Annotated in this window: 27 protein-coding genes; 5 read left to right on the top strand and 22 right to left on the bottom strand. The window is 33.0% G+C overall.

Annotation, left to right across the window (positions count from 1 at the left end):
- Nucleotides 1-14 precede the first annotated feature (14 nt).
- Nucleotides 15-377, top strand: a complete 363-nt coding sequence (locus tag PRVXT_RS01255; RefSeq protein ID WP_350343889.1) for a hypothetical protein — start codon at nucleotides 15-17, stop codon at nucleotides 375-377.
- Between the two features lie 301 nt (nucleotides 378-678).
- Here PRVXT_RS01255 and PRVXT_RS01250 read toward each other — a convergent pair whose 3' ends face one another.
- The 12 genes from PRVXT_RS01250 to PRVXT_RS01195 form a co-directional block, all read right to left on the bottom strand.
- Nucleotides 679-1,257: a recombinase family protein gene (locus PRVXT_RS01250; protein ID WP_350343888.1), complete on the bottom strand. Its 579-nt coding sequence runs from the start codon at nucleotides 1,255-1,257 to the stop codon at nucleotides 679-681.
- A gap of 211 nt (nucleotides 1,258-1,468) precedes the next feature.
- Nucleotides 1,469-1,648 carry a hypothetical protein gene (locus PRVXT_RS01245; RefSeq protein WP_350343887.1) on the bottom strand — a complete coding sequence of 60 codons (180 nt, stop codon included), beginning with the start codon at nucleotides 1,646-1,648 and terminating at the stop codon, nucleotides 1,469-1,471.
- 343 nt (nucleotides 1,649-1,991) lie between these two features.
- On the bottom strand, nucleotides 1,992-3,827 hold the full coding sequence (locus PRVXT_RS01240) for a TnsD family transposase (RefSeq protein WP_350343886.1): 1,836 nt from the start codon (nucleotides 3,825-3,827) through the stop codon (nucleotides 1,992-1,994).
- The gene (locus PRVXT_RS01235; protein WP_350343885.1) at nucleotides 3,820-5,478 is read right to left on the bottom strand and encodes an ATP-binding protein; all 1,659 of its coding nucleotides are present in this window, start codon (nucleotides 5,476-5,478) and stop codon (nucleotides 3,820-3,822) included. Before PRVXT_RS01235 ends, PRVXT_RS01240 begins: the two co-directional genes overlap by 8 nt.
- Nucleotides 5,471-7,621 carry a Mu transposase C-terminal domain-containing protein gene (locus PRVXT_RS01230; protein WP_350343884.1) on the bottom strand — a complete coding sequence of 717 codons (2,151 nt, stop codon included), beginning with the start codon at nucleotides 7,619-7,621 and terminating at the stop codon, nucleotides 5,471-5,473. The genes PRVXT_RS01235 and PRVXT_RS01230 overlap by 8 nt, the downstream gene beginning before the upstream one ends.
- On the bottom strand, nucleotides 7,605-8,456 hold the full coding sequence (locus tag PRVXT_RS01225) for a TnsA endonuclease C-terminal domain-containing protein (protein ID WP_350343883.1): 852 nt from the start codon (nucleotides 8,454-8,456) through the stop codon (nucleotides 7,605-7,607). The genes PRVXT_RS01230 and PRVXT_RS01225 overlap by 17 nt, the downstream gene beginning before the upstream one ends.
- A 120-nt stretch (nucleotides 8,457-8,576) precedes the next feature.
- Nucleotides 8,577-9,584, bottom strand: a complete 1,008-nt coding sequence (locus PRVXT_RS01220; RefSeq protein ID WP_350343882.1) for a type II TA system antitoxin MqsA family protein — start codon at nucleotides 9,582-9,584, stop codon at nucleotides 8,577-8,579.
- A 185-nt stretch (nucleotides 9,585-9,769) separates the two neighbouring features.
- A complete protein-coding gene (locus PRVXT_RS01215; protein ID WP_350343881.1) occupies nucleotides 9,770-10,012 on the bottom strand; it encodes a hypothetical protein in 243 nt (80 codons plus the stop codon).
- 155 nt (nucleotides 10,013-10,167) lie between these two features.
- On the bottom strand, nucleotides 10,168-10,929 hold the full coding sequence (istB, locus tag PRVXT_RS01210) for an IS21-like element helper ATPase IstB (protein WP_350342319.1): 762 nt from the start codon (nucleotides 10,927-10,929) through the stop codon (nucleotides 10,168-10,170).
- Nucleotides 10,895-12,484 carry an IS21 family transposase gene (istA, locus tag PRVXT_RS01205; RefSeq protein ID WP_350342320.1) on the bottom strand — a complete coding sequence of 530 codons (1,590 nt, stop codon included), beginning with the start codon at nucleotides 12,482-12,484 and terminating at the stop codon, nucleotides 10,895-10,897. The genes istB and istA overlap by 35 nt, the downstream gene beginning before the upstream one ends.
- Before the next feature lie 122 nt (nucleotides 12,485-12,606).
- Nucleotides 12,607-12,732, bottom strand: coding sequence for a hypothetical protein (locus tag PRVXT_RS01200; protein ID WP_350343880.1), 126 nt, complete (start codon nucleotides 12,730-12,732; stop codon nucleotides 12,607-12,609).
- Between the two features lie 107 nt (nucleotides 12,733-12,839).
- A complete protein-coding gene (locus PRVXT_RS01195) occupies nucleotides 12,840-13,109 on the bottom strand; it encodes a stage V sporulation protein S (protein ID WP_350343879.1) in 270 nt (89 codons plus the stop codon).
- Nucleotides 13,110-13,650: 541 nt separating this feature from the next.
- Here PRVXT_RS01195 and PRVXT_RS01190 point away from each other — a divergent pair.
- Nucleotides 13,651-15,594 (top strand): hypothetical protein, encoded by a 1,944-nt coding sequence (locus tag PRVXT_RS01190; protein ID WP_350343878.1) that lies wholly within the window; start codon nucleotides 13,651-13,653, stop codon nucleotides 15,592-15,594.
- A 211-nt stretch (nucleotides 15,595-15,805) separates the two neighbouring features.
- Here PRVXT_RS01190 and PRVXT_RS01185 read toward each other — a convergent pair whose 3' ends face one another.
- The 8 genes from PRVXT_RS01185 to PRVXT_RS01150 all read right to left on the bottom strand — a co-directional run bounded on the left by PRVXT_RS01185 (nucleotide 15,806) and on the right by PRVXT_RS01150 (nucleotide 23,308).
- A complete protein-coding gene (locus PRVXT_RS01185; protein ID WP_350343877.1) occupies nucleotides 15,806-17,083 on the bottom strand; it encodes a type II restriction enzyme in 1,278 nt (425 codons plus the stop codon).
- Entirely contained in the window at nucleotides 17,076-17,909 is an 834-nt protein-coding gene (locus tag PRVXT_RS01180; RefSeq protein ID WP_350343876.1) for a DNA adenine methylase, read from the bottom strand. The genes PRVXT_RS01185 and PRVXT_RS01180 overlap by 8 nt, the downstream gene beginning before the upstream one ends.
- Before the next feature lie 361 nt (nucleotides 17,910-18,270).
- Nucleotides 18,271-19,317: a hypothetical protein gene (locus PRVXT_RS01175; protein WP_350343875.1), complete on the bottom strand. Its 1,047-nt coding sequence runs from the start codon at nucleotides 19,315-19,317 to the stop codon at nucleotides 18,271-18,273.
- 601 nt (nucleotides 19,318-19,918) lie between these two features.
- Nucleotides 19,919-20,131, bottom strand: a complete 213-nt coding sequence (locus PRVXT_RS01170) for a hypothetical protein (RefSeq protein ID WP_350343874.1) — start codon at nucleotides 20,129-20,131, stop codon at nucleotides 19,919-19,921.
- A gap of 119 nt (nucleotides 20,132-20,250) precedes the next feature.
- Nucleotides 20,251-21,135 (bottom strand): hypothetical protein, encoded by an 885-nt coding sequence (locus PRVXT_RS01165; RefSeq protein ID WP_350343873.1) that lies wholly within the window; start codon nucleotides 21,133-21,135, stop codon nucleotides 20,251-20,253.
- Nucleotides 21,136-21,379: 244 nt separating this feature from the next.
- Nucleotides 21,380-21,877, bottom strand: a complete 498-nt coding sequence (locus PRVXT_RS01160) for a hypothetical protein (RefSeq protein ID WP_350343872.1) — start codon at nucleotides 21,875-21,877, stop codon at nucleotides 21,380-21,382.
- 213 nt (nucleotides 21,878-22,090) lie between these two features.
- Nucleotides 22,091-22,363 (bottom strand): hypothetical protein, encoded by a 273-nt coding sequence (locus PRVXT_RS01155; RefSeq protein ID WP_350343871.1) that lies wholly within the window; start codon nucleotides 22,361-22,363, stop codon nucleotides 22,091-22,093.
- Between the two features lie 3 nt (nucleotides 22,364-22,366).
- Nucleotides 22,367-23,308, bottom strand: a complete 942-nt coding sequence (locus PRVXT_RS01150) for a ParM/StbA family protein (protein ID WP_350343870.1) — start codon at nucleotides 23,306-23,308, stop codon at nucleotides 22,367-22,369.
- Between the two features lie 273 nt (nucleotides 23,309-23,581).
- On the opposite strand from PRVXT_RS01150, the gene PRVXT_RS01145 reads away from it, so the two are divergent.
- From PRVXT_RS01145 to PRVXT_RS01135, 3 genes are all read left to right on the top strand, one after another.
- Nucleotides 23,582-23,962 (top strand): four helix bundle protein, encoded by a 381-nt coding sequence (locus tag PRVXT_RS01145; protein WP_350343869.1) that lies wholly within the window; start codon nucleotides 23,582-23,584, stop codon nucleotides 23,960-23,962.
- A gap of 82 nt (nucleotides 23,963-24,044) precedes the next feature.
- Entirely contained in the window at nucleotides 24,045-24,278 is a 234-nt protein-coding gene (locus PRVXT_RS01140; RefSeq protein ID WP_350343868.1) for a hypothetical protein, read from the top strand.
- 14 nt (nucleotides 24,279-24,292) lie between these two features.
- Complete coding sequence (locus tag PRVXT_RS01135; protein WP_350343867.1) at nucleotides 24,293-24,589, top strand: hypothetical protein; 297 nt, start codon at nucleotides 24,293-24,295, stop codon at nucleotides 24,587-24,589.
- 14 nt (nucleotides 24,590-24,603) lie between these two features.
- On the opposite strand, the gene PRVXT_RS01130 is transcribed toward PRVXT_RS01135, so the two are convergent.
- Together PRVXT_RS01130 and PRVXT_RS01125 are read right to left on the bottom strand one after the other, a co-directional pair.
- Nucleotides 24,604-24,852 carry a hypothetical protein gene (locus tag PRVXT_RS01130; RefSeq protein ID WP_350343866.1) on the bottom strand — a complete coding sequence of 83 codons (249 nt, stop codon included), beginning with the start codon at nucleotides 24,850-24,852 and terminating at the stop codon, nucleotides 24,604-24,606.
- A 1,473-nt stretch (nucleotides 24,853-26,325) separates the two neighbouring features.
- Entirely contained in the window at nucleotides 26,326-26,937 is a 612-nt protein-coding gene (locus tag PRVXT_RS01125) for an SH3 domain-containing protein (RefSeq protein ID WP_350343865.1), read from the bottom strand.
- Nucleotides 26,938-26,999: the final 62 nt, after the last annotated feature.

Genomic DNA, 26,999 nt, shown 5'->3' with positions numbered 1-26,999 from the left:
TAACACTTAGTGGAATGGCATTAGAACCTTTAACAGAATATATAGTTAATACTTATAATATAAGTCCTGCTAAAGCCGCATTTATCATTAAAGCATCAAAGATAGCTGGAAGTAGTCTGGCTGCTTTAGGACTTGGTTATACAGTTTATAATGTAATAGATTCTTTACACTCTGAAAATATATTAAGCAGAGTACAAACACATTATAATAATGGTAACGGTACAAAGTTAAAAATTTTTTATATAGAAGGACACTGGAGTGGAAATAGAGGTAATTATACAACCAGTAAGCATGGAGTGGACCATATGCAAATATTCCTGACAGTGTACATGAAACATATGGTAGTTACGGAGTATTTACAAGAAATTAATTTTTGAAAAATAATTGCACAAAAGAAAAAAATACGAGACATTCTTTTTGTTTTTAAATAAATAATCTGTCCAATAATAATAAGTAAAATTAATATATATATTAATAAAGAAATTAACTGATTTTCCATTATTAGTTTCCTCCTTTAATTCCTAAACATGCACTTCTAGTTTTTTGCTTTTTACCTTTTTAAATAAACAATTTTAATAAATAATTTGCTACGCTCATTCTTGATTGAGTGTAGAGTATACAGTTGTTAAAGTGCTTCGCTCTCGGTAATTATAATATTAATATCTACTGCTTTTGATATTAATATTTAGTCTTAATTTGTGTAAAATACTCAGCTTCCTTTATATACCTATATAAAGTTGTCCTGCTTACCCCCATACTCTCGCAAATCTCTTTCTTGCTATAACCATCTGAAACCATTTTTACCATAGTATCAATCTTTTCCTTACTGTGGGCTTTTTTTCTCCCACCTTGCCGCCCTCTAGCCTTAGCACTTTCTAGGCCACTTTTCACCCTATCATTTATTACTTCTCTTTCCATTTCAGCCATGGCTCCCATTACGTGAAACATAAATTTACCCATGGTTGTGCTTGTGTTAATTCCATCTTGTATTGAAATGAAGTTTATACCTTTATCCTTAAACCCATTTAACAAGTTAACTAACTGAAACATTGTTCTCCCAAGTCTGTCCAGCTTCCAAACGACAAGGGTGTCTCCTTTTCTTAGTTTATTTAATAAATTGTTCAATCCTTTTCTCTCAACTTTCGAGCCACTTATTTTGTCGGAAATGATTTCATCTACTCCATGCTTTTCCAAAGCGTCGATTTGCATTTGAAGGTTTTGCTTTTGAGTCGACACTCGTGCGTAACCAAACTTCATTATATACCACCTTTTTCCATTAATTGTTTTAAATGTATCACAAACACATACCAAAAACAATAGTTTTTGAATAATAATTATGAAACATGATAAATACGATAAATGGCACATCTGCTAAGGTGTGCCATTATCAATTGTTTTTGGAACATATAGTTGTTAATTACGATTGTTTTCTATTAATCAAATCCTTCTGTTCAAGAGTGAGTTTCTATTATCTTTTTAAGAACTGAAAATCAGTAGTTTCTTGACTACTTAAGCTATATAAACACTTCATTTCGTTAACTTCATTTGCCAAGAAGTCCCCACCCTCTTTAGGTGGGGGATGAATTGGTAATGTATCTTCAGTGGTTTTGCGATACATTACATAAATGTATCCTTGTTCCACCAACAAGTAGTTACCCTTCGCCAATGTTATAATAGCTTGTATGTGCGAAATACACTTTAGGTTGACTGCCCCTACCCATCAGGACTGTTTACAGAGCCTACATAGAGCCTAGAACTAGGGTATCATTCTAGGGTATGATAACTAAAATAACGTAGCACTTATAGTACTTAGGCTAGTCAACTAGGGCTCTTACAAGCCCCCACTTCAAAACTCGTTAGAGTTTAAGTGGTGGGTAGTTGACGAAGGAGTAGTTGCTTTTTGCTAGTTTTTCAAGTAACTCCTCTTTTTAGTGGATTTTTTTAAAAAAAGCCTAATCTTTTTTCTTATATTTTTGGTTTATCATAAACTGTTAGTTCTCCCTATCACTTATTAATTCATCAACGAACTCATCCAATTCTTGCTTGTATTCTTTTCTAATTCCAGCCTGTTTATAGATTTCCCATTTTTTTAAGGATTTGTTTTTCCTTTCCAATTCTGTAATAGCCCACTTTACTCGCCTCTTCCTAAATGTATAATCTGACTCTAATACACCAGTTAGATAATGCTTAGTTTTAGGCATTTTACTTAGGTGCTTTTGAAGCAAATCTTGAATACCTAACTCTTTGCCTATTTTGCTTTTGGTTATTTTTTCCGGTTTACTTTCTGAGCTAAGTTTTTCATCGACCACCTCCTTAACCATCTCTGAAACTCTTTTATCCCTTTCACGCCAGTCCACTTTAATGTTTTGCTGTTTTGCTGGTGTGCTAGCTGGTGAGTTTTGTATGAGCCAATCTCTATCATTTTTGTAAAGCCACGAATATGCCCGTTGATTTAGTTTTCTTACCTGGGTTTTTCCCTTCTCCCTATTTTCTGCTATAGTTACAAGCCAGCTTGTTCTGTAATTCTCTTTATCTTTTGTTATCCTTTCTTTGTTTTCCTTGGGACTTTCACGCCTTTTATCTTTTTCTAGGTATTTTTTTACTGTTTTGGGGTCGACTCCTAATATTCTAGCTTTTTCCCTGAGAGATAATCCCTTTTTTGACAGTTCTTTTAGCTTTTCCCTCCACCTAAAACCATAATCTATAACCCTATAGTTTTTTTCCCCCATTGTTCTTTTATAGACAAATCCACATTTTGAGCAATTATATGTAGCGATAGGCTTTTTGGCATCTGAGCTATGGCTTATTATAATATCAGGAATTGTCAACTGTTGATAATGGTCTGAGACTTTGTTTAAACAGGGCCATGGCCCAGCTCCAAAGGTGTTAAATTTGGTTTCGCCTGAAAAAAGCTCATACAAAGAAATATTTAAAAACATCGCTAGCAATAAATGCCTAGTCGGATGCATTGCTCTATCCTGTTTTGTTAAAAACTCCAGTAACCAGTTGGAGTTCTTTTCTGAGTCAAAATCTGATTGAGTTAATTGTAAGAGTTCACTGCCAAAAAATTTTTTAAACTCTCGCGTTGATTCGGTTCGATAGATTCTACTATTGACAGTAGCAAACCTCTTCTCTTGCAACCTTGCATAATATTTATTTTTAATATTAAATTCACCTATATTATTAAAATTATTCTGGAGTATAACATAAGCATTTTTAGCTAACATAAATAAAATTTTAATAGTTTCCTCGGCATAACTATCTGAACTCTGAATAACGCAGTTTTCTTTAGTTGCTGCTATAAACTGGTGTTTATTTTGTGGTTTAAGTAAAACTTGACTATTTTGCAGGGGGATTCGGTGCTTATGACATATAGGGATTGTTGGTATTTGATGTGCTCTGTGCCAATATGGTTCCCCGAGGCTATCTGCCTCTTCTTTAAAACATAAAGGGCAAAATTTTAAATATTTATTTGCTTTAATAGAGCTTGCCATGATTCCTGCACTGTTATGAATGCTAGCTCCTTTCCCTTCTGCCATGGAATTAAAAATCTTCTTTTTTCTTTCACTATCCAAAAAAGCTGTGTAAAAAGGATAAAGAGTGTGGTGTTTGATTAAATATTCAGCATCCATTTGATTGCCAAGTGGTAAATTATCAATAAGTTCCCCGATATGGGAGGGCAAATCAACAGTGGCTGTGACTGTTTTTTGACTAAACAACTCTTGCAATGTTGATTTTGAGCTTTGATTCCCACTCCTTAGATGGTACCGTGCTATGACGCTATGGAGAGTCTCGTCTTCGTAGGGTGTCGGAAAAAAACTAATCATCCAAAAACACCCTTTCAGAAAAATCATCTGGACTATTTTTAATAATATTTTTTTCTTTAAATGATTGATATGTTGAATTATTATTTTTTTCTTTTGCTATTGCCCTTAAATCATCTTTCTTTAGCTTTTTAATTTTAATATTATCTCTTGTGCTTTTCTCTTCTGAATTTACTTTTATAGCCTTTATTACTAGATTCGAAACTGAAATGTCATCACTTTCATCTTCTATAACTTTTGATACTAGTGCTGCAGCTTTTTTAGAAGGAATATCTAAATCTAATAGTTTCAGCACTGCTTTTTCTTTTGCCGAAATGTTTTTTTCATTTTCGGCGGATTTTTTCTTTAGTAATATTTCTTTAATCTTTTCTTCAGAACTGTTTACTCTTGGTGTTTCTTCAATCAAAAATTCTTCAAAATCCAAGTTTGAAATATCTTCAAACTTTGCTACTTTACTCATGTTGTTGCTCTTGAGCGCTTGAATCATTGGCCTTATCAGTTTAAGATTTTCTTTTGCTACCTGTTTGATAAGCTTTTTATCTAAATGTTCCTTTCCTGAATTAATTGCTCTTACTTGTGCCATCGCAAAGAGCTTAACAGCTACATCAATGATTCCCTGACTTTCTTCATAAAGCACTTCTTTTATCTCCTCAGACAAGGGGGTCTTCTTTCGGGTCCACTGAAATTCCCAAAAAGCCTCGATGAAAAGGTCCCAGTTCATATCTTTTTTCAGCCTATCCCAAACAAAGTCTCCTTGCCCACTACCCCGTCGGGCTTGCCTAAACTCTGATTGAAGTATGGACATAGCTTTTGGGGTGCCAATCAGGATAACGGGCAGTCCGATTGTATTAATAAGTGTAACGAAAAAGTTTAGCATCTTCGAGCTTCCACCACTTTTGGCTTCTTTTAGGTGTTGTATTTCGTCAATAACTAACATTCCGAGGGCAGTATTTCTTGCAACCTGACTCATCACTGTCAGCATTGAATCAACGGTGTTTCTTTTAGCTCCATGTTTTCTGAAATAGGTGGTCCCTAATAAGCTATCAACTTTGGCAAAAAACTCCATACACAGGCCCTTAACAGAACCATCGAAAGGGCAGTCCAGCTTTAGCCACGACAATTGATGCATATTAAATTGATTTCCCCTGTATTCTGAATGAACGATAACCTGGGGTATAGTTGACAGCACTTGGTTTACTGCCGTTGTTTTTCCCATGCCACTTACACCTATAACTGTAAAACCCGATGCTGTGCTTCTAAATTTATCGTTATTTGAAATCTCTAAGCTTAGATTTTCAATCATTTTTTTTCCTGTATGAAAGCTTTCTGCGAATTCTGGCTTAGAAGGGTTTCTTGCTAAGTACCCCTGCCGAATCACCCTAGAAATCCTACTTTCCAAGTCTAAATGTATGGGCAAAGGTTGAAGGCATTGAAATATCCTCTGTACTATGTGTAGCCTCAGGTGAGGAGCTAGATTCTTTTCACCTTCATCATAATGGGGGTAGACAGCCAACTTCTCAACTACCTCTCCTTTATTCAAAATTGGTGGAAGCGCCTCTATGAAAGGGTTACCTTGATATTCCCTTATCGCTTGCTCTATATAGCTTGCTTTAACTGCTTCAGCACCGTTAGGAATATTAATTTTTCTAGTCATCGGTAAAAAATGCCTCCCTTTGCTTTTTTCTCAGTAAGTCCATTTCATCTTGGTTTTCATGAGGTTTTTGGCCCTTTAGTTTTATAAGTTCAGCATCTCTTTTTGGGGTCTTCTGCAGTTCAAAAGCTTCATCCCCACGGTTATACTCTTTTTCAAGTTTTCTATTCTCCCTTATGCCTCTGATTTTTTGAGATTTGCTTACATGCTCTAACTCTTTTTCAAATTCAATCTCTGCCTTTTTGACAATCTGCTCTACCTCAGTCATCATTTCCACTTTTTGCTGCAGTTCCTGCTCTTCCATTTTTTTAATATCATTTTTTTCTTTTTCTTGAAGAAACTCAATTTCTTCAAAGAATTTATCAAAATAACTCTCCTGATAATCTAACATTTGGCATTTTTCAAACTCGCCATGACCGCCAGCATGCACGTAAAGATACTTCATATTTCGTGGGTCATAAGATACATCTACCTTCCAATAACCTTTGTTTCTTGCCTTTTCAAACCAGTTTTCTTGAATTGTCAAATTCGAAGCATAATACATTTTTTTAAATTTAATACCCCTACTTGTAACTGCCGCCGTTGCGTTAGGTAACAAGCTCAATTTAATTATATCAGCGTCTACACTTTTTAACTTTCCAGAGCGATTAGCTATACCCCATTTCCAAAGACTAAGCGGCAACAGTTCCACATCATCTTCAATCATCATATCTTCTCGGTTGTAATTTTTTAAAATATTGTAGTTATTGTGAAATAGTACTGACCTTATTATAATCTGTGTAAACTCTTTTAACGTCAATTTAGCGTCTAGCCTATAGTCTTTGTCTCCTCTTTCGTTAAAATCTACGTTAACCGCACCTGGCGTAAAGGGCTTCACCCTTTGATTTGTCGTTTTAAAATTCTGTTCGATAATACCTTTCCAGTCAGCTCTATATGGAGGGGTATTTTGTATTTTAACGCCTAAAGAACTAATTAAATTCTCAACATTTTTTCCTTCTAGTTCCCCTCTATCCCCTAAAATAGCGTCAGGCAAATGTTGAGCCGGCCATTGTTTTTCAGTTATCTCAATTCCATATTTTTTGCAAAACTGTACTTTATCCATAGCTGCGTTAGCAAGGGCCATCATGGCACCAGTCCAAGATGGGCCCTCAAGACCCACATATATCCCAACAACTAACCTCGAAAAAACATCAATTATGCCATAGATTACTGGCCTACCTATGACCCAATTTCTATTAAATTGGCTCACCAGATAAACATCGCCTATAGTTGCATCAATTTGATAAATTGAACCTGGCCCTAAAGCTTCAGATGTTGAGTTTCCTAAAACAGACCTATTTTGTTGTTCATACTTCTTAGCACCACGCCTTAACCTAACTTCTTTTTTGAAATCTCGCTGTTTTTGATACCAATATCTGAACTGATTGTAGGTTGGAATTTCGCTGCTTGATTTTATGACAGGAATTTTCGCACCAGTATCAGTTGTAGCTTTGTCTGAAAAGTATTCTTTCAGCATCATTTCGTAAGTAAATCTTAATGTGTTTTGGTTATAGCTATAGTAGTATTTGTTCACAGCAGCCTGAAATATCTCCTTTATCCTTTCATCGATGTTAACTCCCTCTCCAAAGATTTCCCCCTGTTTTCGGGGTCTCCCTCTCTTTATACCTCCAGCTGATTTTTCTTTTCCTCTCCCCCCTGCTTTTTGATAATCAGGGGTTAAGGCATTTTTTGTCTTGCCTCCCCTCCAAAATAATTTTAATATTCTAGCTATGCTCCCTTCGGGTACATTATGCGCTTTTGCAGCTTCTTTTAGTAACATACTTCTTTTTTCTTTCATGTAAATATCAGGCTCTTTTGTTGCTATCTTCTCAATTATCGTCCATCTTCTATCTCTCTTTTCTTTATGATTTTTTTGTAGCTTGTTTTCGGTTATGTTTTTCTGCCATTTATCATTCACTTCTACAGATGCGCTGCCGCTTTCCACCTCTTTTTCGATTTCGCTTAATATTTTTAAAGTTGGGAGTTTGTTTTCATTTATATCAATGACAAATGCTACATCTGTTTTTCTGTCAAGCCAAAGGATTCTTTCTGTTTTCTTTTCGTCTTTTACATACCAAGAAACTAGCGTATTAACAGTTACTAACAAGTCCCTCCCCCTCCCGCACCTTTTCATTAAATCTTGCAATTAACTCGTCTGGCTTCAGGTTCAATTTGATTTCTTTTTCTAAATCTACCACTATTTTTTTTCTTGCTATCAAATGTTTAAACAGCATTAAAGCTGTTCCTGTTTCCAGTTTTAGCTCTTCATCAAATTTTTTGAGCGCTAATCTTACCTGCAAGCTACTTTTTGTCAATTCCTCCTGCAGAACTTCCGTTAGGTAACCTAAATCTTTAGCTTTTTCTTCATTTTCTAAAAGAAAATATGCAGCGTGAATCCATTCGATGTTTTTGGCTTTAGTTTTATTAATTTCTTTTTGCGTCAAGATTCCCCAATCAATTCCTTTGGCCTTCCAATATCGTCTTTCTAATTCAAGTCTGTCTAGGGTTCTCTTTTTTTCCAACTCATAGTCAGCCTTGATGCTTCTAGCTGCATATTCTAAATTCCCATGACAATCTTTTATGGTGATTAGAAAGCTTGTGGAAATTGTGTACGGAAAACCACTTTCCTTGTCTTTGAAATTTTCCATGTTTATGTCTTTAGTATCAATTTTTTCTTCGAGATTAAACAGGGGGAAGTGTTCTCTGATATCAATTACAGCATCCTCCCACTCAAGTAAATAAAAGAAACGAGTTTGGGTGTCTGTGAAAAAATGATGGATTCTGTTTGTTTTCCACCCCTTTAGCCTACTCACTCTCCCCTTAGAAGGAAAGTCTTGTATTGTAAGCCACGGTTTATAGCCACTTCCTCTGCCTTGGCCTCTCCCTTCTTTAATAAACCGAGTAAATTTCCTTTCGCTCCATGTATTATTATTTTTTGACATGAACTTTAGCCTCCTTAGCGAAAAATTTTAATAATAAAAAACGCCATCGACTACAGGAACACTTTTACTAAGTGTCAGTGTCAATGGCGTTTTGCCATTTAGGCGTGTTTTTGTATTTAGTTAGTCACTGAAGTTTTCTTTTAAGTCCATTGCATAATTATAACTTATTAAATCTTTGTCACTATTTTCTTTCCAAGCATCTTCTTTATGTGAGCGCTGGGAAATTGCGATACAGCTCATATCTTTAAACTTAGCAATGACATCATTAATTACTTTAATTTCATCGTCATCGAATATAGATAGGTCGTAATTTTTGTTGCTTTCGATTTTTGTAATTGTATTGTTGCCCCTTTCTGTTTCAATCACTTTAAACTTATCGTTAAAAAAGTTTAATATCTCATTATAACCAAATTCCTCTATAACTGGCCCATGTGTGTATCTCATATACTGAATCCCGGTGATTGAACGAATTTGTCTTTTGAAATTTTCAAAGTCAATGTACCACAGAAATTTATTAAGGTTTGTTTTATATAATTCGACTTTATCTGCAATATACCCAATTAAGTTAGTTACCCTATCAATATCAAATTTTCTGTAACCATTATATTCACTTTCTGTATGAGTCAAGCTTTGAATGCACAATTTTTTCATCATATCTTTTATTGAATGGTTAAATTTTTGTTTGATTTTGTTATAACTTTTTTTTGTAATTCTTCCTTTTTTAAATGCATCTTCAACTTTCTCTTTAAAAATCATTTCATCTTTCATGATAATTTTAAGCAAATCATTATGACTTGAACTTGGAATTGCACCTTTTTCGTATCTGTTAACCGTCATCTTCCCCCAATTTAATATTGCGACAAGTTCCCGTTGAGATATATTAAACCTGTTTCTGAAATCAATTAAGTCAGCAGGCGAGACTATATTTGCCACTTTTCTGTATTCACCATAGAGCTTAATTAAATTTTGCTCTTCAACTTCAGGTATAAAAATTTCTTTGTTGCAATTAGAGCATATTGGAATTTCTTCCTTTACCTTTAAAGGATAGCCTTTAAAATTTTCAATCAAGTTTTCACGAATAACATATTCATGCTTTTTCTGACAGTTTGGACAGTAAGCAGTTAGCATTGAATATCACCCCTTACATTAATCCTGGTGAAACGATATACATACCACTTCATCAGGTGGATTAACTCTAATCTTTATATAAATACTTTCTTCTATAATTTTGTCGGTTTTGAATATTAATATATAGCCCTCATACCCATTCCTATCCGCTTCCGGCCCGGTAGTACAGTTTTGAGGAGATAAGTCTAAAATGATATTTTTACATCTTCTATGGTTAAAAGATGTTGTCGAATAAAGTTTATATTCTTTTTCCGGTTAACAAAAGTATATCTGTCAATAACAACATTGCTCTTTTTAGTCATAAGACATGATTTTAAAAACTGCCATCTAACATCTTTAATAGTATCTCCCCTCTTTCTGCCCGAGCCATATATCATTAATAATATTATATCACAGTTTTTATAATTAATGCCATCATTTAATGGCATTAATTATAACTTATCCTTTTTTTATAACTTATTCTTCAATTTAGTTAAATTATTAAGTTAGCAAACTCCAAAACTTAATAGGCAGTAGCCATAGTGTAACTGGCAAGTAGAATTGGAGAAATTTTGGCAATTAATTTTCCCTATCCTTTTTCCAGTTAAAACCTAGAATTTTCTTCAAAAAATGATTCTCTGTGTGCTAATCTATAACTTTTACCTGACATATTAAATAACTCACATCTATGAGTGATTCTATCTAAAACAGCTGTAGTTAAAGCTGGGTCACCCAATAGTTCAGTCCAGTCTTCTAGACCTTTATTTGAGGTAATAATAAGTGATGCTTGTTCATGAAGTGCCGTTATGAGTTGGAAAAACAGGTTAGACTCTTCCCTAGATATCGGCAAGTAACCTAGTTCATCGATGATTAGTAAGCTAGAGGACAAAACCTTATTTATTTTGCCTTTACTTTTTCTTGATATCTCTTGGGTTTTTAAACAGTGCATAAGGTCGTTCATAGTAACAAAGCTAACCTTGTACCCCATCTCAACAGCCCTGTAGCCTAGTGCTATTGCTAAGTGAGTTTTACCGACCCCAGGAGGGCCCAAAAAAATTAAATTATACATACGGTCTATCCATTCCAATTCCGATAAACTGTTAACTTGTCTTTGAGTTATGGACTTTTGAAAATCTAAATCAAAATCTTCTATAATTTTAAGTGTAGGAAAACCAGCGTTTTTTAGCCTTCTTGCCTGTGCTTTTTCTTCTTTTAGTTTCATTTCTTCCTGAAGTATGTTTAACAAAAATTGCTGATATGAAATGCTTTTTCCATCTGCATCTTGAACGACTTGAGAAGCGTTTGTATTTAAGTAGTCAAGCTTTAATTTTTTAGCATTTTCTTTGATTAGCTCCAATTTCTCCACTGTGACTGTCCCCTTTCAAAGAATTAGTATACTCTTCAATACTTCTTATTTCAGGCTTTAAATCCTGATACTTTGAAGGGGTAGAAATGTCTGCCTTAAAGTACTTTTTATTAAGTTGTCGTTTTTCTTCCTCCTTAAAGTATTGGATTGTATCCTTAAGCATGCCAGCGCTGTAGAGTTTTCTTTCAACGCAGTAATCAATAGCTTTTTGTACAAGTGACGGGTTTTCAGATGTCACTGTTTTAATTATTAGGTTAGATTGATCTTTAAAGTATCTAGATTTTTCAGCCCTAATGATATCAACAAACGTTATTGCCTTATCAGTTTCTCCTAAACTTTTTAAAACTTTCTCACGCATTTCGTCGCAACTGTACTTTCTTGATTTTTGCCTATCTGGGTGGTCTATTGTTACTAGCTGACCTTTTCCTTTAGCAATTTTATGTGTGATAATCAACTCATTAGTATCTTTATCAATTATTTCGATACAATCTTTTTTAACTGATAAATTAACTTCTTTACCTGGTGAATAAGTCCCTATGGGTACTTGATATCTGTTTTGTTTGTAAAATACTGTATTGTTTTTTCTTACTAGATAGGTTAAAATTTTAGTATCAGTTGATTCAGCAAAGAGGGTAGGTATTGGCATTAAGTGTTCCTTTTCCAGAGCAAACACTTCTGCCGGTACCTTCTTTGTTGTTTCATGGACTTTTTTATTGCCGGTTCTTTCTAGCCATTTTAGATTATCATCATTAAAGGATTCAATATCTACAAATTTTCTATGTTTAGCGAAGTTATTCTTGGCATACTTTACTACAGCTTCTACTTTGCCTTTGCTTTCAGGATCAGCCTTTCTGCAAAGGTACACTTTAAACTTAAGAGAGTTAAGATAATTTTGAAATCCTTCGGTATATAATATATCTCCATTGTTTTCAGAAACTACTAGTACTTTATCTTGATCATAAACTATCTCTTTGGGTCTGCCGCCAAAGTACTCAAAAGCTTTGTTGTGGGCTTTGATGAAACTTGATGTTGTAAATGGCTTGTCCGACCACCATACGAACTTGTATCTTGAATGGGATAAAACCATTCCAAAACAATATGCTTTTACTCTTTTATTATCATGTGTCTTAAGCCATATCTCTCCTAGATCAACTTGAGCTTGATACCCCATAGGAAGATTTTCTATTTCTTCATACTGCCTAACTGATGTCACTTTGGGCAAGTCATATTCTTTTCTAAGCTTGTTTACATAGAGCCTTAGAGTTCTTTCCTTAAAATCTAGCTCACCATGTTTTTCTAAAAGCCAATCATAAATCTGAGCGGCTGACATATCTCGGTATTCTTTAATCCATTCTAAAATTTGCTTTTTGTATTTATCCACCTTCTTTCTCCGTGATTGAGCTGTATTATGGAGCTCTGAAAACTCATCAAACTCCATATCCCAGTACTTTGATACGGTCTTGTAGTCAATCTCTAGTAGCCTTGCAACTTGGGATTTATTTAATCCCCTAGACCTATTTTCTTTAATTTTGGCAAACATATCCCACCTCTTCAATTCTCATACCTCCTCTGATAAATTAACTCTTTAATTTTATCAGAAGGGGTATTTTTTTAGTAGATAACTGGAAAAAATTCTCCGTTTCTATTTGCCAAAATCTCTCCATTTTAGTTTACCATTTACACATAGCTATTAGAATACATCCAACCAGCAATAAACCAGTGAAAAAGAGTAACAATAAGAACCTCTCCTAAAGTCAGGTTCTTATTGTTACTCTTTTTTAGATATGTTTTTTTTGCGCCCACTATGTCCCCCTTGATAGATATCAACTAAAAATAGTTAGGCTCTATTCAAAGCTAAACATAGTTCTTTTAACTAACATAAGACACATGGATTATCCATGTGTCTTATGTTAGTTAGTTTTAATATTCCATTTTATAGCAGTTTTTATTTTACCCCCCTCTGTTTTTATTTCCACATACTCAGGCTTTAGCTCCACTTCTTTTTCTATATCCCTATAATATTCTCTAATTTTAATTAGTGCTTTTACGGCTTTATAGCTAGAACATTGACCTATACTTTGAATTTCGACAAAACTTTTCTCTTTAATCTGTCTTTTCATCACTCTAACTAAAGCGTTTAAATTTGTAGTTTCTGCAACTTTCAAGACTTTGTCTTGCATTTAATTCCTCCTTAAATTTGGTAAGCAAATTTTAAAAGAAGACTAGCTTATTTTCAAACTTTTTTAGTTCTATCCTCCCTAGGATATGATTCAAAATATAATGTGTTATGTTAAAAATACAGAGTTAATACAGAGTTTGAGTTGATTTTAAATTTAAATAAAGGGTGGTGTTTATTATGCAAATATATTATGGTCCGAATTAATATAGTCCTGAAATAACTATATATCGGTTTTAATTTAAAGACAGTGAGAAAAACATTTATCTAGCTTCCTATGAGAGCTACCAATAGCAACCATGATGTAGAAAGGAGTAACAATAAAAGCCTCCCCTAAGTCAGGTTCTTATTGTTACTCTTCTTTAAAATGGTACAAGGCGTAATTCAGAACATAAATTCTAAACAATTTCAAAAACGGAGTTACTAATAGTGGAAAAGAAAAGCTATTTAACCGTTTAACAACAGTATATTGCGAATAAAAATGTTTTCATCATCGAGTGATTTAAGTAGATTTAGTGGCTCCTTCTGAGAAGGAGGAGTATAAATTGAATTTAAAATTAGACTTTACTAACCGAGAACAACTTAATATTACAGATATAGAGTTTTTATCTGCATTTAGAGGTCCTAACGAAAAAACTTATTTCAGAATGATTCAGGAGCAAGGGTATGGGGCCAAAAAACTAGACTCAACATTAAGATTAGATGATGAACTAGAATATCCTTTAACTAGAAAACACTTTGAAAAAGCACAAAGAGAAGGTTATGGAATTTACTTTGTTGTTAATAGTGGAGGAACTACTAAAAAATCTATAAAAAGGGTTAACGCTCATTTTCTTGATATGGATTTTGGTAAGGTCCCGAAAATAGTTAATGGGGAAATTTTACTAGATTCTAATGGGAAAGTTGTTTATGAATATAGAAGCCACCATGAAGTTAATAAATATAAAACAAATGCTCTTAAAAATTTAAATAGGTTTGAGCTATGTCCCAACATTATTGTAGAAACCAAAAATGGTTTCCATGTTTACTGGCTGGTAAAAAACGATAGTGATAATTCCCTTAAAACCTTTACAGCTCTCCAAGAGAAACTAATTAAGTACTTTGCTAGATTTGAAGAAAGAGAAGAACATATTGATGCAAATGTTAAGGACTTAAGCAGAGTTTTAAGAGTCATAAACTACAATCACTTAAAAGATTTAGAAAATCCTTTTAAAATAAAATGTATTCATTTTGACAATTCAAAAAAATACACTCAGGATGATATTGCCAATGCAATAGGGTACAAGGTAGCCACTCCTAGTAATAAGAAAACGATTAATAAAAAGACAAAGACTCATAATCTTAAGACTTATAAGCCTAATCAACATGGAACATCCTCTACGATATCATATGAAAATTTAATACCATTTTTAAAATCACAGAACCTGGTAGATTTTTTAGGCCTAGATTCAGAACTTAATGTGAACTTCAATTGTGTCTTTCATAAAGATTCAAAGCCAAGTGCTGTTATAACCTACAGAAATGGGGCCTATAGATATTTTTGTAATTCAACTAACTGCCAATTTAAAAACGGTGCTGATATAATTGATATTGTCGAATACAAGGAAAACTTGACCACTTCTCAGGCTATAAGTCATTTAATAGAGTATTTTGATATTAAAAACATCGACTCAAGTTGGATAAGTAAACAGACTAAAAAAATTGATACAAACATCTACTTAATTACCCAGATAGAAAAGGACTTCCCAAAATTGAACAGGATTATTAGATTTGGCTTCCAAACTTTAATAACGATTCTCGAAATTTCTAAGGAAAATACCTATAATAGATACTTTAGTGTTGATGACGATAATCTGTTCTTCTTTTCTAATGGATTTTTAGCAAAAAAGCTAAAAAAAAGCACGGGAAACGTAAATAAATATGTTAACTTATTTTGTACTTTAGGATTATTGAATAAAATCCCCTATAGTAAAGTTAACGTGAATTTACAAAAAAAGGCAAAGGAAATGGCTAAAAGTAATGGTTATATAGGTATATCTTTTTACACTGTTCCCGACTATAACAGGATATTGAAAATCGCTAATGAGCGGGCAGAAAAGATGCTGAGGTATGGCTTTAGTATTAACGGAATGAGCAAGAAGTTTGTAGTAAACTGTTTCGGTGAAGCATTAGTAAACCAAATTTATCATACAAATATAAAAGAAAGCAGGAAGTCTGAAAAAATTAGCCGAACTATAGAAGATTTCATTCTACAACAAATTAAATCCTGCGGCTATTTTACTAAGAGTATGCTGATAAATCGACAATTACAAGCAGGTGGTAACTATATTAGACGTGGAGAAAAAGAGTATGAACTTAAAAGAATTTTGCCTGATGTTATGCAAAAATACAACCTCTCTTATATAAAAGCAAACAAGAAGGTTAATAAAGCACTTGGCATAGACACAAAAAAATACTTGCTTGTTAAGGAAGATATTTTAGATGCTTAGGTAAAAAAAGAGTAACAATAAGAACTTGACTTTAAGGGAGGGTCTTATTGTTACTCTTTTTGCATTATGCTTTGGTTTGTGCTCTTGTTTTAGGGAATTATAAATAAGTCTATGTAAATGGAACCATATTTGCTTTTAATTTAGATATTATACTGTCTTATTTTCTAAACTTCTACATTACTAGAATTGAAAGCGAATATTTACATTTCCTTTATTCTTGTAAGCTTAAAATCCAATCTAACCAGGATTTTACTGTTGTAGCTCTTCTGGAAAAGGTACTATCTTTTTCAACTTTATAGATATTCGTTTTTTTCATTATTTCAACAATCTTTTTGTTATCTGGTGGATACCCGTCTTTCAAAAAACACCTAAAGGACTCGTTAAATGAAGGATTCCTAAGTATCTTCTCTATTATTGATAAATACTTCTTTTTATATGTCATATTCATAATTTTTTTACCTTCTTCTGTAACGTAGTAAAGAGTCACACCATCTTCTCTTTTCTTTTCTATTAAACCTAAGTACATAGCTGCGCTCGTATAATAATTAGTTTGCCTAGGGTGAACATCTAGTGTATGTGTCAAGTAATCCCTATCCAAATCTTTTTCCATTAGCATCTCTAACAAATTGATAACTCTTTTAAATGAATCAGCTTGCGGAAATGAAACTTTTGGTTCTTTTATAATGGTCACATTTTCTAAGACATTTTTTATATCATTTAAGTTTATTTTTTCTGGTGCTATCATGTAGTTTCTTTGTTTTACAAGTACAAGTGAATTATATTCCAAGGGGTTTGTAAACTTGTACTCAAAAAAACTCCATACATCATTAGAGAACGTCATAAATACTGGAACTACTTCTTTACTTACTTTCTGTCTCCACAATCTATATGGATAGTATAGTTGTCTTACAAGAAAATCCTTTGACACAGAGTTCTTAGCTTCTACGAGCATAAGCTTGTTTCTACCTTCATATCCTCCATCAATTTCAACTTGACTGTTCTGAACATCAACTGGAAATTTGTTATTAGTTTCAATATTTCTAATATTAAAACTAAAACTGCTTGAACTCATTCTTCCGCTGATAGTTGGCAGTGTATGTTCTTCATTTAAAAAAAGATTTATTATTCCTGTAGAATAGGCGCAATTTAAAGCCGTTGCTTCACTATAAATATTACTAAAATCAATACTCTCAATCTCAGATGGGAACTCTATTTCAGCGGTATCTAAGTCTTTGTTATAGTGTAACTCTTTATAGGCATCAAATTTTGATATAACATAACTGCCCCTAGTAATAGGCAAAATAGACAAGTTGTTCTGTTGAAAAATTTCCGGAAGGTTATTCTTGTGGTCAAATTTTGTCATTAGCCTAGCTTCTCTGACCTTATTTATTGCTTTTGACGTTACTTTATAATATCCTTCGGTATCTACCTTATACAAAATATTGTGCCTCTCAAACAACTCTTCCCAACCTTTATTTACTTTAGTCATAATTCTTCACAAGTATTTCCTCAACTTCCCCCCTCTTAGAAGCAACAGAGTTTACACTTCTTCTCGCTTTAACTATTTTAATGTCATACTCCTTATATAATTCCTTTATAAAATCTGTTGCTGAGTTAGAAAGCAGAAACTTGACTCCTTTCTTATTTAATTTATCACAAATTTCTTTTAGCCTTATTTGCTCATTTCTATCAAAACCTCCTTGAGAATATCCTGTAAAACTTGCGCTAGATGAAACAGGGTCATAAGGAGGGTCAAAATAAACAAAAGCTCCCTTTCTTATCCCTCGCAAAGCATCTTGATAGTCACAATTACATATTCTTACGTTGCTTTTATTTAAAAAAATGTTTATTGCTCTCAATACAGACTCATTTACAAAATCAGGATTTTTATATTTACCAAAAGGGGCATTAAACTCCCCCGCATTATTAACCCTGTATAAACCATTATAACAAGTCTTATTTAAAAAGTGTAAACGAGCAGCCTTTTTTATACTAGATAAATCCTTGTATGCTGGACTCCTATCCCAACCACGCACCTCATAAAAAAAGTCCTCTTTATTCTTAAATTTTTTTAATTCATTGATTAATTCTTCAACATTTTCTTTTACAGTACTATAAAAATTAATTAACTCATCATTTACATCATTAATAACAGCTTTTTTAGGCTGCAAGTGAAATAATACAGCCCCACCACCTACAAACGGTTCGTAATATGTTGACCATTTATTTGGGAGGGATTTTTCGATTTCTGAAATAAGTTGTCTTTTACCCCCCACCCATTTCAAGGGTGGTTGTACTAGTTTATTCTTTGTCATGTTTTACCCTCTTTTCTTAATAAGTATATACCTAGTATATCAAACATCTGTTTTTTTTACATACTATTTTGCCTCTTGTAAAACGGATTTTTATTTCTGTTTACGAATATTAAAACATGCTTTTAAAAAAAGTTTGTCCATTAGATTTATATTTATAAAAAACGCAATGTTAGTAGAGTAACAATAAGAACCTGACTTTAGAGAGAAGGGCTTATTGTTACTCTTTTTGCATTATACCTGTTTGTCACTTTCTTGTTACTATAATACAAGAACAGGTTTATTTAATAAGGTGTTGTACTCGCTTTTATATTATCTTATTCATCCAAATTAACACAATAGCTTATAAGATTTAGTTTATTTCTCACTTTTTACTCCCAGCCAACTTTTTTAGTTCTTTATCTGCCTTTTCACCTACTTCTGGTGTTATTTTATTAATAGCAGATTTGTTTTTGTTCTTTAGTTTTTCTTTCTCCATGCTTTCTTTTTGTTCAAGTAAAATTAAATCAATAGCTGTCTTTAGCACTGGATAATATCCTTTGCAACTATCTTCTTCTAAATTATGAATTCCTGAACTCAAAATTCCATAAACTTGTTTTAGGTTATCAAATTCTTTTGGTAAATATCCTTTTAATAGTTTTATTTTTTTCTCCATCTCCATGTTTTTAAATTCATGAATACTAGTGGCTTTTTTTTCGCCCTTATGCTTAGTATAGTCATTAAATTTAAATAGTAATATCTTTTCAAGTATCCTTCTAAGATAAACAAAGGCGCCCACCCCAACATCATGTGAGAATAAATTATCCCCTTTTACATAGTCATCGTAGCTATTTATTTGTTTCAGTACTTTTGAAAACTTCTTGTGTTTATGTCTGTTCATTTCTGTATAAGATGGACTTTGCCCTACTTTTGTTAATGTAACTGAATCCTTTGCACCAGTATAAGAAATATCCAATTTAAAGAAAAAGTTCATTATATGGCTACTATCAAAAGTGCATATAGCTTTTTTATTAAAATATGTATAGTTCTTTAATAATTCTATGCGCTCATTGCATTTATAATCTTTATGGCGTTCCATTGAATCATATTCTTCAGGACCAATAGCAGAATATTTTAACACACAAACCTTTCTTTCCAATAATTCACTATTAATTTCTACCGATGTCAAATTAAATACTAGTTCCTTATTGCAGTAAGGACAAAAACCATGTAACTTTTGCCTGTCGTTCATAAACTTTAAAAGTTCATTCATTTCATCAGAATACATTACGTATAAACCATCAATACCCAGTTTTTCCTCCTCATAATCGAAGACAATTTTACTTTCATTAAACATCCGCTCTATGGTTACTGCATTATAAAGTCCCAAGGAAAAAATGGTATCATTAGTAGTCAGTTCTGTTATATTCAATTTAATTCCTTCCTTCCTTTCTAAAAAGTATTGGATTTATATTTTATATTCTCGTATATAAGTTAACTTCCCTTCCAAGTTTCAATTTTTTCAGCTCTTTTCCTAAATTCTCTCTTATTAATCACTAATTACTTTCAAAACTAAAGGTTAAAAAAATATATAAACACGTATTGAAATTACCTAGATTATCTTATCAGAAATAGGTTTTAAAAAAGACCTGGAACATGTGGAGGCTAAATTGGTGAAAAATTATACTCAGAGAATTAGAATACCAGAGTTTTTCCTAGTACTATTATCATGTCCTCCTATATTTATATGCCAGTTTTCTTTATACTCAAACTCAGGGGGAGCTACTTATTTAAAAAATTAGCAAAAAGAGTAACAATAAGAACCTGACTTTAAGGAAGAGGTCTTATTGTTACTCTTTTTGCATTATGCTTGTTAAGACTAAACATCAACTCTACACACCTTGCAATTCACTCTCCCTTTTATAAACCCCTATAGTAAAAAGTTGAGTGTTAAAATACGAAAATAACTACATCCGACATCTTGTTCCATGGGTAAGAATAGTAGATGCTTATCTGAATACCTAGGAGTCGCACTACAAAATTCCTATCGTCTCCAAAATCCTCTTAGCATACCAGTTCACACCTTTGTGTGCTAGAGCTGAATCCGGCGAGAAATCTACCTTTTTTACAGCAGAGCTGGCAAGGCTATCAGCTCCTTCTTTATCTAGTTTGCCTTGCGACATTTTAACCAATGCCAGCGAAAGGTTTTCTTGAAAGTCTTCAATATCTTTTTTAGTAATTTCCATGTTCCCCCCCCTTACAAGTGATATTATCATTATTAATTTTACATGTAAACGCTTTTAATTTTTAATCAAAAAGAGCACTACTCTCGTTAGTAGCACCCTTAATGAAAGTTAATAATTATCTAATACATAGTTTGCAAAATCGACAAATTCGATTTCACAGATTCATTCTCTTTAAATTGCCAATAAATTTTGACAATATCGTTTTTTAAATCTTGAATCTTAGCGTCTTTAATCATAAAAATCGGCAAGAGTAAGTTGCTGATTTCTTCAATCAATAGTTCATCTCCGGACTTTAAAATATCTTCAGCAATACTCAAAATATCATCTTTATGATTGGTTAACGGGCAATAGTCCACTCTGTTGCCTACCTCGACTTTTTGCCATAACTCGTTAATAGTTAGAATTTTTGCATATGTTGTACTAGCTTTTCTGAAAAGCTCATAATAACTTAATTTGCTGTTTTCCAATAATTTTTTCTGCTGATAAGTCCTATAAGCATCATCGAAAATTTTTTTGCCCCACTTTTCATCAGAAATTTTTGCTGCCAGATAGTAATTTCTCGACAGCCAATAATCGGAACTTCTTTTCCGTTCATGATTTTCTTCAATATCCTCATCTTTAAAATGTAGGTAATCTTCCTCTTTTCCGCTGTTTAGCTTGCGCATGACTTCAAAAATTCTGGGGTAAATCTTTTCCCGTAGAAAATTTTTGTTCCTCCCTTTATATTTTTCTAAAAACGATTCCGGGTAAAATCGGATTGTTTCTAGAAAAATCTCATCAATCCAGGCATTTTCGAAAATTATATCTTCTACCGCTAAAAAAGCCTCTTTGTCATTTTTAATATCTTCTAAAAACTCTTCTATCTTTTGCTTAAGAGTTTCCGTATCAAAAACAGGCGCACCTGCCTCTCTAAGTTCCTGTTTAGATGCCAAATCGTATTTTAATGCAAAATTTGCTCTTATGATTAAAAAGTTCTCCTGTAAAATCTCTGCTTTGCTTGTCATTTAAAATCCTCCTTATTTATATTAATTCCAACATCACTACATGAATTGTACTGTCTTTATACATATCCTTTCAAGATTTTCTCGATTTTAAGTTCAAAATTGGTTTTTGTCCACTTAAACGGTTTCATAGCCACTTAAGTGGCTTTTTCTGCAAATAAAAGCATTTCCCTCCTACTCAGGTGCCATTTCTATACACATTTCCTTCTCCCTCTTCTATTTAAGAATCGCATTTCTAAATTCCGATTTAACGTTTTCCCCACTTAGACTTCCAAGCAGAAACATCTTCATCAATTTCATCTAAGGTTTTTCGAATTCTTTTTGATTCATTTTCTATCCTTTTTATGCTTTCCATTGAATGGTCTACCGTTTCGTCTCTCTCCTCAAATATGCTAGCTTTTATAACGTTTTTTTCAGCATCTTTTATAGCCTTTACAATGTTTCTTTCAGTATTTTGCAAAGCTTTTATGATGTGGTTATCCTTACCCTCATTCTCAAATTCAATTCCATCATTTCCCATTTTGAACTTTTTATTTATACGATAGTATCGCCCTTGTACGGCTTGGGAGCCCCTGTTAAGAGTCTTGCCTACAAATGCAAACGCCTCTTTAATAGACATTTTATTTTTAAGTTCGTTTACTTTCTCAAATAAAAATTCTTCTTCTTCCTTTGTCCATCTTCCTTTATTATTTTGAAGGTGATGGATAGATAGTAACTCTTTCTCCTTCTTAGTCAGTTTTCTCATTTTGTATTTACATAACCTCCTAATTTTTTAGTTTTATTTTTATTATAAGCTATTTTCGAGCAAAATCAAGCTCATTCCCTTAAAAGACCCTATTTTTATTTTATATCTGCTTTTTTCTCTTAATACCATCTTATTCCGTGTTATTCCGTGTTATTTTGGTATAACATGTATGTAGAAAGATGCAGTGGGCTATTAATAGCCCACTGCATCTTTCTACATGTTATCAAATATGTCAAACACATCATCAGGAACTGATTGTGAACTATCTTTGTTTTCCTTCTGTTTTTCCTTGACTATATTGCTTTCATTTAGCACTTCCCGCAAAGCTGCTTTTATCAGCTCAATGTCTTCATTTTCTTTGTCATTTAGAATAGTTTTTACGATAAAGTCTGTTTTTTCTCTACCTTTGTTCTTTAACATTTCATAGGACCTATTATGCGAATCTTTTCTGCTGTCAAAGGATAGGTTGATTCTTCTATAACCCATGCTTTACCTACCTTGCAAGTATGCTTGTTTTGCCAGCTTCTCAAAACCTAAAGAATTAGCGAATTGCTCATCTGGCATCACTTCTGCGTATCCAATGGTTTTCTGGTGATTGTTTGCATCAATGCTCGCATTAACTATTTTCGCCCCGCCACCCATCAATACATTTATTGAGCCTTGTAATTTAAAGCCATTTTCATGCAGCTCTTTGAAGCTATCTTCAATAAAGTCTTTTTTGGCTTCTTCTATAATTTCTTGAATCCTTTCATTAAAAAACACGCTAGTTTTCTCAGTCAGAGCTAGCTCTACTTGCTCTTCAGCTAAGCTAATGCCTAAAGTATGATTTACCTTTTTTTGAATTCTTTTTACTAAGCTTGTCATGCCATATTCTAGGCTTATTGCACTGTCCAATATAGGCTTTTTATCTTTTCCTATGGTTACAGCATCGAGGGTGATATTTCCAAAGTCTAACAGATTAAAATAACTGTACTCGCTGCCAAAATTATGATAATTGTGCAGAAAACCTGCAATCCCTTGTGGAAAACAGTAAACTTTTTTAATATCAATTTCGTACTTTTTTCCGTTAAAGGCAAAATTAAGATTATTTTTTGTAAAGTAGTTGGTGTATGTGTTTTTCAAAAAACCATAATCAGAAATTGGCGCCCCCAATCCTAACACAACATCACCTTTTTGCTTATTTACCTTCTCTAATCTCATGGCGATTGCTGCCAAGGCTAAAACTAAAAAAGCTTCATTGGCTTTATCTTTTGTAAACTTCAGCCGAGAATCTCCAATGTTATACTGCTTACCATTGTACTTCAAAAGCCTATAGTTAGAAAGCGGCTCACCTTCTGTTACACTAAGCCCTGCTGGAAAGATAATTTCACTTCCTGCTTTAATATAGCCATTGCCTTTGTCGATGCCAATAAATTCAACCTGTTCTTTCATGCTATCATCTCCTTTAGTTCATTTTAGTTCATTAAAATTCCTACTTTTATTTCTAAGAACCTTTACAGTTCATAAATGTTATAACCAAAGAGTGAGCATGATTCAAGTTTTTATTACCTTTTTTGTTCACTATTCATTTCTAAATACTCTTAGTTTTGAATAACAAATTTTATTTAAAAAGCATAAAAAAATTTTGTTTTCTCCTTACTTTTGAAATTTATGTGTTATGTTAAAAATACAAGACAAAAAAACAAAAAAAGGAGTTGTTTCGAAATGAAACATATCAAAGATTTTCGTAAGCTAAAGGTTTTTCAAAAAGCAAGATTATTTCATCTACAAATCAATAAGGTAGCTAAAACCTTCCCCCATCACGAACAGGATATATTAAAAAAACAGCTTCCTAAAGCTACTGATTCAATTGCCGCAAATCTTGCTGAGGGGACAGCAAGTCCTTTTTTGAGAAAACAGTTCAACTATGCTGCTAACGCATTTGGTTCCGCTAGAGAAGCTGACTACTACCTAGAAAGTGCTTATAATCAGAATTATATTAGCGAGGCCAAATATAAAGAGTACGATGAAAACATCAAAGAAATTACTAAAATGCTTTACGGTTATATGAGAACGATAAAAAAAGAAATAAACAAAGACGCGTAGGAAGGTGATGTAGTTGTATCAACCCATTACTAAAGAAGAAATGGTGAATAATTTTTCTCACAATGGTATCTTTTGTTACAAAGTGTCAAAAGGTGATGGACACTTTTCTTATCAACTCAACTTTGACAATTATTTTGTTGACTTAGCTGAATACTTTTCAGAAGCTGAAGACGTAACAGAGTTTGTAAATGAAATAATGTACCTGCTTGAAAATGTTAGTGAACTTAGGGTGGAAGACCACAATGATGTAAACCATATCATTTACGATTTACACATCATGCTAAAGCTCTTAAAGAATAATTTGCATTGTATGTAGGCGAGGAGAGGAAAATGAGAAAAACAGTTTTTGAGAGATTTGAAGAAATAGAACCTATAACCCTTGATGATTCTGATGTTATTATTTTATTTGGCCATGATGATAGCTTAGACTCTTATTATTATCTTTTTTTGAATTTTGATTTAAAAACGAGAGTTTTAAATGCTGGAGAAGACTATTATTATATCGATAAAAATGCACTCATTAGAGATTTATTGAAATTAACCAGTCACATTAAAGATAAAGCTATTAAAAATGATTTGCTGCACGCAGTTGAAACATTAAATGACTATGGCGACCAGCGCTCATAGTCATTTAATGTATTTTACATATGTGCGAAAAGCTTTGAATTATCCATCTTTATTACTTTCTCAGCCTTTATTATATTTGTCAGAAATATTTTTTGGCTTTTAACTCTATAAACTAACGTATACATTAAATTTTCAGGTAGGCCTTTAATCATACCTTCAACATCTTTTTCAGCATTGACCTTCCCTAATTCTTTGATAATTTCACTTTCATCCAGTCCATACTCTTCAATTAAATCAGGACATAAGATATTGACTTTAGCCAAAACCAACACCCCTTTCACTATTTTTTTCTATCAAACTTCTTCTCGAAAGTTTCGAATAATCCTCTAAATCAGTTCAATTTTCCACAGTGGATTTTTCCATAGTATCATCTTCCATAGTGGAATCATCGTTTGATTTATTACTTTGTTTTTTATTATAAGGGTTCTTTTTGACCCATTGCTTAGACAGAGTATTATTTTTTGCATCGACTTTATAATCTCTATAATTAAAACTTAATTCTACCTTTACTTCCTCTTTTGCATAAGGTGGAAGAGAAGTAGGTTACGAATATTCAGATAAAAGTAATTTCTTGCTCGTTACGGGTTTTTCTTGCTCGTTATAGGTACTTATAAGAGTTTTAAAAACAAAAACTACTTCGTTTCAAGGAGTTTATGTGCCAATAGCTCCAATTGGGTTAACTTTAGTCATAAATTTTTATAGTAAATTTATAAGAGGCACAGAAACTTCAGTTCAAGGAGGAGTAGATGGCTAAATGCTCCTAAACTACCCTTCTTTGAAATGAAGTGTTTGTGTTTTAATGTTGTTTGATTTAGCTGTAGCAAAAGTTGGCATATAGCCTACATCTAAAAATATCTTACGCAATCTAGGTTAATCATATTTTTAATGGCAAATTTAAATTCATTTTACAATTTAGACCAAATTGACCAAGCAAAGGTTATAGCTTTTTAAATACCTTACAGTAGTTAGTCAAGGGTTTGACTTTTCTAAACCAAAAATTTGGGGCATACCCTTAAATTATATAAAACAATCAAAATTGAGGTATAGGGTCAACTGCTTTCTTCTTAAATGATTCTCTATATGTATTATACAGGGTAAAAGTCTTCAAAGTATGACGAAAAATCCAAAAAAAAATTATTAAAGTTATGTTACAGAAATGAAGTGTTTATGTTTGAATATTTAGATAAAGGTAATTTCTTGCTCGTTACGGGTTTTTTTCTATTAAGTAGTCTACTCTCCTCCTTGAACTGAAGTAGGCACATATTGACAAATTATTCATATCTGGTAAACTATGGTCATAATTCAAAGTGTTTCGCCACTTTTAAGAGCGACCTATATCTTCTAAGTGTTCCGCCACTTTAAGAGCGGCCTATATCTTCTAAGTGTTCCGCTACTTTAAATGCGGCCTATTATAGCATCATAAATTAGAAAAGAGAAGGAATACCTTCTCTTTTTTAATTTATGATGTTTTATCTCTATAACTTTAATAAAAACCCTGCCGTCTTCTGTGGATTAAAATGTGGATAACCGACAGAATTCGACAGGGATTTGTGTTTTATCTGCTTTTTTTGAGGAGGGGGACAAAGGTCAGCGCTCCTTCTTTCCCACTAATTAAAAGTAATATCAGGCTTAATTGGCTGCTAGCAGCACTTACTATACAGAATTAGCCCGAATTGTTAAAGCAATGTAAATAAGCCAACATGCTTTAATCTACTCATTTACTTTTAATACCTCCTTTAATTATCGTCATCCTCATAGGGACTCTCTACACCGCCTTCGATATCCTCTATAGGAGTCCACCCCGGTGGATTATCTCCGTTACCCCCACCATTACTCGGTGGCTTAGGCTCGGGTTCAGGCTCTGGTTTTGGCTCTGGCTCAGGCTCTGGTTCCGGTTCTGGTTTTGGTTCTGGCTTTTTTGGGGTTAGGTAATCGCCGTTTATATACCCTTTATCATCGCCATATTCTACTTGATACCAGCCATTTTTTACTTTTCCCGTTACTTTAACTTTTTCATCTTTGTCCATTATGCCTAGCTTGTTGCTATCGTTTGTAGCGTCGGCGTATATTTCAGTCGTTTGGCTAATGTACATAGCTTTTGAAACTTCTGTTACACCTTTTTGTTCAACTACTGTTTTTAGCTCGTCAGGTTTTAAGCCGGGGTTTTCGTTAGCAAACTCTATAACTTTTAACTGCTCTTTAATTAAGCAGTAGTCATCATAGTTTTGAATATCACCCTTTGCTGCTTGTCCGCTAAAAAACTGCAAAAACAACACAAACAAAACAGCTAAACTAGCTAAAACAGACGCTGCTATTATGTATTTCCTTTTATTGTTTTTATTTCCCACATTAAAACCTCCTACTAACTTTTGAAAGAAAATTATTCCAACTACTTATTTTATATTTCTAC

The sequence above is a fragment of the Proteinivorax tanatarense genome (genome assembly GCF_040267685.1).
Lineage (GTDB): Bacteria > Bacillota > Proteinivoracia > Proteinivoracales > Proteinivoracaceae > Proteinivorax > Proteinivorax tanatarense.
This window is presented reverse-complemented; position numbering and strand designations above follow the sequence as displayed.